Source organism: Dethiothermospora halolimnae (assembly GCF_037577855.1).
In the GTDB taxonomy this organism is placed as follows: domain Bacteria; phylum Bacillota; class Clostridia; order Tissierellales; family VENL01; genus Dethiothermospora; species Dethiothermospora halolimnae.
Genome location: NZ_JBAKFX010000022.1, coordinates 50,170 through 56,851, shown reverse-complemented (window position 1 = coordinate 56,851; position 6,682 = coordinate 50,170). Strand labels below are relative to the sequence as shown.

The window sequence follows — 6,682 nt, the reverse complement described above, 5'->3', positions numbered from 1 at the left end:
GGAATTTGTAGTCAAGGGGCTACACCCTAGTAGCTGAATCCTGTGATGCTACCACTTTTGTAAGAAGTGAAAAACTATACTTAATAATTTCTTATGATGTTATTTGATATAGTTTTAGAAACCAGGTATACTATGTATAATATTATAATATGTGAGTTGAAAAAATTTAAAAGAATTTGGATACTCTTAACTTTAGGAGTATTTGCTTTGATGTATATAACCAATATTCCATTAAATAAGTCATCTATAGTAAATGTCGATGATCTATTTACATGGCTAAATATGACTATGTTTTCATATGGTTTTCTTATAGCCATAAATATACTCACAGCATATGTATTTGTAAGTGAATTTAAAAACAATACAATGGAAACATTGATAATGTATAGATATAATAGATGGAAGATATTTGTGGGGAAAATCATTGCAATAGTGTTAGTAGCATTCCTATTATATATTGTGGAGTTTATTATAATTATAGTTATAGGCACTATAAGTTTTAAGGATACCCTTACAACCACAATTATAATAAAACATTTAACACTTACTATAAAAGCTTTTGCCTTTCAAATGCTTATGATTACAGTAACCGGGTCCATAGCATTAGTTAGTAGAAACATAGTTGCTCCGTCAATATATATTTTTGCACAGCTTATTACAAGTATAGTGTTTTTAGTTAATCCAAAGGTGAGAAGTTTTATACCATTTCCATTACCGGTGGTATCTAATCTTATGTTGATAGAGAATAATTATAGTATTATCAAAGGTATCACTATTTTACCCAGTACAGTCATAATAGCTATTGTAATGTTTATTGGAGGACTTATATATGGATGTTGGCATATGGAGAAAATGGAAGTTGATTAATTATAAAGAAAGGTTCTGAGGCTTCAAGTTAGGACCTTTTTTATAAATATGTTAGAAATATAAAGGAGATGAAAGGTGTATATAGAACTCATTAGTATAATATAATGGTCTAAGGAATTTAAGGTGGAAAATAAGGGGGCGGTTAAGTGATCGAAATAAAACCATTTATTAATAATTATGTTGAAGATGCAGTTAAAATATTTACTGATAATTATGGTAGGTTAAGGAGAGATCATAAAGAATTACCTGGTAAATATGAAAAGTTAGATAGTATCTTTTCACTGCTAAAGGGTATAAGTGATAATCCATCGGCAGTAGCTATTAAAAATGGTGAAGTAGTAGGTTACATGGCAGGATATGCAAATATAAAGGAATTTAAAGGTAATAACAAAGGAGTCTATATTCCTGAATGGGGCCATAGTTCCCTTGGTAATGATAACAAAGAAGATATATATTATCGACTTTATAGATATCTTTCAAAAGAATGGATTTCCATGGAAAACTATACCCACTGCATTACATATTATGCCAATGATGATTTGTTAAAGGAGCTGTTCTTTAACCTTTCATTTGGGTTATTAGTAATAGATGGACTAAGACCTATGGTACCAATAGAAATAGACAGGTCAAAAGATATATTAATAAGAAGGGCCAAATTAGATGATATTATGGATATTAAAAGATTTGATAAAGGTATCAATGCCCATTTAAGTAGAGAGCCGATATTTTTAAATAGAGGCAAGGAACCTACAATTGAGGAGTTAAAAAATAATTTTTTTAATAAAGATGTTATAACTTTTGTGGCAGAAAGGCAAGGGGAAATGGTATCTGCCATAAGAGCAATGGTCGGCAAAGGGCCTAATGCTAAAACGGTTCAAGATAAGGGGACTCTAGGGGTAAACTTTGGATACACAGATCCCAGAACCAGAGGTTTGGATATAGCTACTAATGTTCTAGCTGAAGTTATAAATTGGGGAATAAAAAATGGTATGAAGCATTGTACCGTAGATTTTGAATCCCAAAATAGAGAAGGAAAAAGGTTCTGGTTAAGACACTTTGAACCCATTTGTCATTCAGTAATAAGAAAAGTAGACGATAGATCCCAAATTTAAAACCGGTTCAGTGAAAAAGCCGGTAAATTAAATACAATAAACTTCTCCAAATATAAAACCGGTTCATACAATAAAATATTAAATCATGTATAAAAAATATCTCTTAAGCTAATACTTAAGACATAAAAATTAGCGAAAGGGGTATTGCTATGCCTAGACCTATTAGATCAAAAACAAATTTTTCGATTTATCATGTGATGATTAGATCTGTTGATGGAATTTTATTATTTAGAGATGACTATGATAAGGAACAATTCTTGCTAAGATTAAAAAGATATAAAAAGAAGTATGGTTTTAAGTTATATGCTTATTGCTTGATGGATAATCATGCCCATATGGTTATTGATTCAGCTGGAGCTGATATATCAAGACTAATGCACGGATTAAATCTATCATATGCCAAGTATTATAATATAAAATATGAAAGAAGAGGCCATGTTTTTTCAGACAGGTTTAGAAGTGAAATAATAGATAATGATAAGTATATACTTCAAGCATCAAAATATATCCACAAAAACCCTAGAAAATTAAAAGGATGGGGTAAAAAAGTGTTTCTATATCCCTATTCAAGTGCCCCTATATACTTGGGAGAGGTAAAAGATAAGTTCCAAATACTAGATACTGACTTTATATTAAAGTTATATAGCGAAAAAAATAAGAAAAAAGCTATAAAAGAATACTTAGATTTTATGTTAGTGCCCAATTCTGAAGATGAAGAAAAACAAATAGAATTAAAATATGGCTTTGAAAATCAAAAATGTGAATATAAAAGTGAAAAAGTTGTTATAGCTAAGGATATAGAACCCGATAATGTGATTGATTTTGTGGCAAATTATATAAATCAAGATAGAACTAAGATAAAAATGAAATATGTTAGAGAAACAACGGAAGCTAAAGCTATAAGTATGGTACTTATAATAAGGTTTTGTGACTATAAAACTAAAGATGTGTGTGGTTATTTTGGAAATATAACTCAATCGAGGGTGTCGGGATTATGTTCTTTAGGGGTGGATTTGCTATTTGGAGATGACAAGTATAAAAGTATAATAGATGATTTTTTAGATAAGTGTTCATAAATAGGCAAATTTATCTTTAAATTTAAAATTAATAAACGAAAAATTTTATTTAATTATAGTAAATTTGGACAAGCAATCTAATTAAGGAATAAAAGGGGGAAAATAACAAAAAAATAAAGGTTGTTCTAATCTCAAATGTGTTTTTTTCAAATTAAACACATATAAAATTATACAATGAACCGGTTTGAAAATTAATCGGCGCTGAAAACGATAAAAAGGGAGCCAGTAGTAATGTCAAAAATCTTAAGTGATTTGAGCTAACAAAAGAAATAAAGATATAAGCTGTGTATCAATCTTTATAAATATAAGTTGCTTTCTGGTAATTGTTTCACCTTTCTTTTGTCTTCTATAATATTTTGTATAACTATTTTTAATTTACTTAGTTTTTCTAGTTTTATATACTCCTCATCTTTTTCCTTTTTATTATTTGGTACAAATTCAATCATAGACACACCAGTTTCTTCATTTTCGATTACTACTTCATCAAAGGAAATATCTATTGGCATAAAATCATTGGATGTCCATTCTATTTGTCTTTCCTTTCCATTAAAATTGATTCTTAGTGAGTATAGTCCTACTGGATACATCTCTCTTCTTTTCTCAAATTTAGTTGGCATATTTAAAATATCCATATTCTTCATCTCATTATATATCTTCTTCATATCTTCATGAGTTAACTTTAACTTTATAGTTTTTAAGCCTTCCACTGTGTCCTTTGTTATGGTATCTTTAAAGGTATCTACTTTGTTAAGACCTTTAACTCCATATTTTAGTGCAAAATTAAAGTCTTTAGGATATCCATATAAATACTCAAATGCTGTATCATATGAAAGGTAAAAAACTGCTAAAATTGTTAATATTATAATTATAGTTATGTTTGTTTTTTTCATTTAACTCCCCCTAAAAGTTTATGTATTTTTATACATTATATACCATATACATAATATATTCAACTATTTATTAACTGTAATAATGAGAAGATAGAGTATATAACTTCCAACTATGAGTAATCGGTTATATATCCCTTAATAGTAATGAATCAACCTCACTATATGGATTTATATAGGAAGAAGTTAGACAAGTATATTCTGTCTAAACATTAAAAAACCTAACAAACAAAGGGGACAAAATATGAAGAAATCAGGTGCTAAAGATTTTAATATAGATATAAAAAAGAGAAAAAGTCAAAATAATATAAAGAAAAAATTTTTAGAGTGGAAGTTTATTTTTTTATTAAAAGATGAAATCAACCGGTTTAAACAAGTAAATTTCTAAATGAACCGGTTTAATATTATTTATCCCTAATAGTTTTATTTTTAACAACACTTTACAATTGAAATGAAATGGTGTATTCTATTTATATAACAACAGTGCAAGCGGTTGCAAAAGATTATAAACATATAATTTTAAATTATATGTTTATTTATATAGCATTTGTGCAAGCGCTTGCAAGAGTGTAGGAGGGACTTGACCATGGAAACATATAAAATGAATAATGGAATAAAAGTATTTAAGTATGGTAATCCAATAGAAACAGGAGCAGTGGTTAAAGAAAAGGTGATTTCAGAAGAAAAAAATGATTTAGATATTAATTTTCAAGATAAACATAGTAATATATCTATAGCCCTTTCACCGGAAGACATGGTTTATGGTCTGGGAGGGAATTTAGGAGAGATAAATAAAAGGGGTAGATTATACGAATCCTACTGTACCGATGATGCTTGTCACACAGAAGATAAAACTAAGCTTTACTCAGCCCATAACTTTTTTATAGTATCTGGAGAAGTTTCTAGGGGATACTTTATTGATTTTCCAACTAGAATTAAATATGATGTAGGTTATCATGATAAGAATTATCTGAATATTAAAATTTATGGGCAGGACTTTTACATCTATATAATCGAAGGAGATAATCCAACTAATATATCAAATAAATTTTTAGAGATAATAGGTAAACCTTATGTTCCTCCTAAATGGGCCTTTGGATATTTTCAAAGTAGATGGGGATATAAAGATAAAGAGGATGTAAAAAAAGTATATGATACTTTTAGAAATAATGATATACCATTAGAAGGAATTTATCTTGATTTAGATTATATGGATAATTTTAAAGACTTTTCTATATCAGAAGAAAGATTTAGCGGGTTCAAAGATTTTGTTAATGAATTAAAAGAGGATGGTTTATATTTAGTTCCTATAATAGATGCAGGGGTAAAGGTAGAAGATGGATATGACATATATGAAGAGGGCATTAAAGGGGATCATTTCTGTAGGGATAAAGATGGTAAACCCTATGAAGGAGTAGTATGGCCAGGAAAAGTTCATTTTCCAGACTTTATGAAGGAAGAAACTCAATTATGGTTTGGTTCAAAGTATAAAGCTTTAACCGATTGTGGAATTGAAGGTTTCTGGAATGATATGAATGAACCAGCTATATTTTATCAAGAAAAGTACTTAAATCAAGCCATAGAATATGCAAATGAAAAAAAAGGACAGAACTTAAATGTTTATTCATATTTTGAGTTAAAAGATAATTTTTCCAACTTAGCTAATAAAGATTTATACTATCAGAGTTTTTATCATAACGTAGATGGAAAGAAAGTTTCCAATGATGAAGTTCATAATTTGTATGGCTATTATATGACTAAGTCTGCAAATTTAGGGTTAAGTAAGTTATTAAATGATAAAAGGTTTTTATTAATATCTAGAGCTTCTTCAATAGGAATGCATAGATATGGTGGAATTTGGACAGGAGATAATTCCTCTTGGTGGTCCCATTTAGAACAAAATATAAAAATGATGCCTTCATTAAATATGTGTGGATTTTTCTATATTGGAGGGGATACTGGTGGATTTGGTGGTCATTGTAATGGTGAACTTTTAACCAGATGGTTACAACTAAGTGTATTTACACCACTACTTAGAAATCATACAGCCATTGGTTCTGCAAATCAAGAACCCTATGCTTTTACAGAAGAAGTTATGAATAATTCTAGAAATATAATAAAGGGAAGGTATATGCTTATTCCATATATTTATTCAGAATATATGAAAGCTGTAAATAACCATAAATTAATGTTTAAGCCCTTATCCTTTGAATTTAAAGGAGATTTAGCTAAAGAAGTAGAGGATCAAATTCTTTTAGGGGATCAACTAATGATAATACCGATACATCATCCCAATCATAAAGGAAGATATGTATATCTTCCAGAGGAAATGTTAGAGGTGTCCTTCTTAAAAGAAAATATGACTAGTCTTGTAAGGGAAAAGGGAATTCAATATGTAAATTATAACTTAGATGAGTTAAAGTTTTTCATTAGAAAGGATACAATGATTCCCTATACAAAACCTTCTAAAAATGTAAAGGAATTAGATCAAAACACTTTATCAGTTTTAGCCTATGTTGATAAAGAAGCTAAATATCAATTATACGATGATGATGGAGTAAGTTATGACTTTACAAAAGGAAAAAGTTTCACAACCAAGATTAAGATTATTAAAAAAGCTGATGATTACGAGATACAAGTGGATAATACTAATCCAACTATAGAAAATATAAGCTTTAAGATAGTAGATTCCCAAAACAATATAAAATATAAAGAAATTTCAGTTGATTAGCTAATACAG

The 6,682-nt window shown here is 28.7% G+C and carries 6 protein-coding genes; 5 read left to right on the top strand and 1 reads right to left on the bottom strand.

Going from position 1 to position 6,682, the window contains the following annotated elements:
- Positions 1-93 precede the first annotated feature (93 nt).
- The 3 genes from V6137_RS10550 (at position 94) to V6137_RS10540 (ending at position 3,055) form a co-directional block, all read left to right on the top strand.
- Positions 94-867, top strand: a complete 774-nt coding sequence (locus V6137_RS10550; protein ID WP_425447892.1) for an ABC transporter permease — start codon at positions 94-96, stop codon at positions 865-867.
- Positions 868-1,013: 146 nt separating this feature from the next.
- Positions 1,014-1,979 (top strand): hypothetical protein, encoded by a 966-nt coding sequence (locus V6137_RS10545; protein ID WP_425447891.1) that lies wholly within the window; start codon positions 1,014-1,016, stop codon positions 1,977-1,979.
- Between the two features lie 149 nt (positions 1,980-2,128).
- Entirely contained in the window at positions 2,129-3,055 is a 927-nt protein-coding gene (locus V6137_RS10540) for a transposase (RefSeq protein ID WP_425447890.1), read from the top strand.
- Between the two features lie 296 nt (positions 3,056-3,351).
- Here V6137_RS10540 and V6137_RS10535 read toward each other — a convergent pair whose 3' ends face one another.
- Positions 3,352-3,945, bottom strand: coding sequence for a hypothetical protein (locus tag V6137_RS10535; protein ID WP_425447889.1), 594 nt, complete (start codon positions 3,943-3,945; stop codon positions 3,352-3,354).
- Positions 3,946-4,186: 241 nt separating this feature from the next.
- Here V6137_RS10535 and V6137_RS10530 point away from each other — a divergent pair, with 241 nt between their 5' ends.
- Positions 4,187-4,330, top strand: a complete 144-nt coding sequence (locus tag V6137_RS10530) for a hypothetical protein (protein WP_425447888.1) — start codon at positions 4,187-4,189, stop codon at positions 4,328-4,330.
- A gap of 198 nt (positions 4,331-4,528) precedes the next feature.
- On the top strand, positions 4,529-6,673 hold the full coding sequence (locus V6137_RS10525; RefSeq protein ID WP_425447887.1) for a TIM-barrel domain-containing protein: 2,145 nt from the start codon (positions 4,529-4,531) through the stop codon (positions 6,671-6,673).
- The last annotated feature ends 9 nt before the right edge of the window (positions 6,674-6,682 follow it).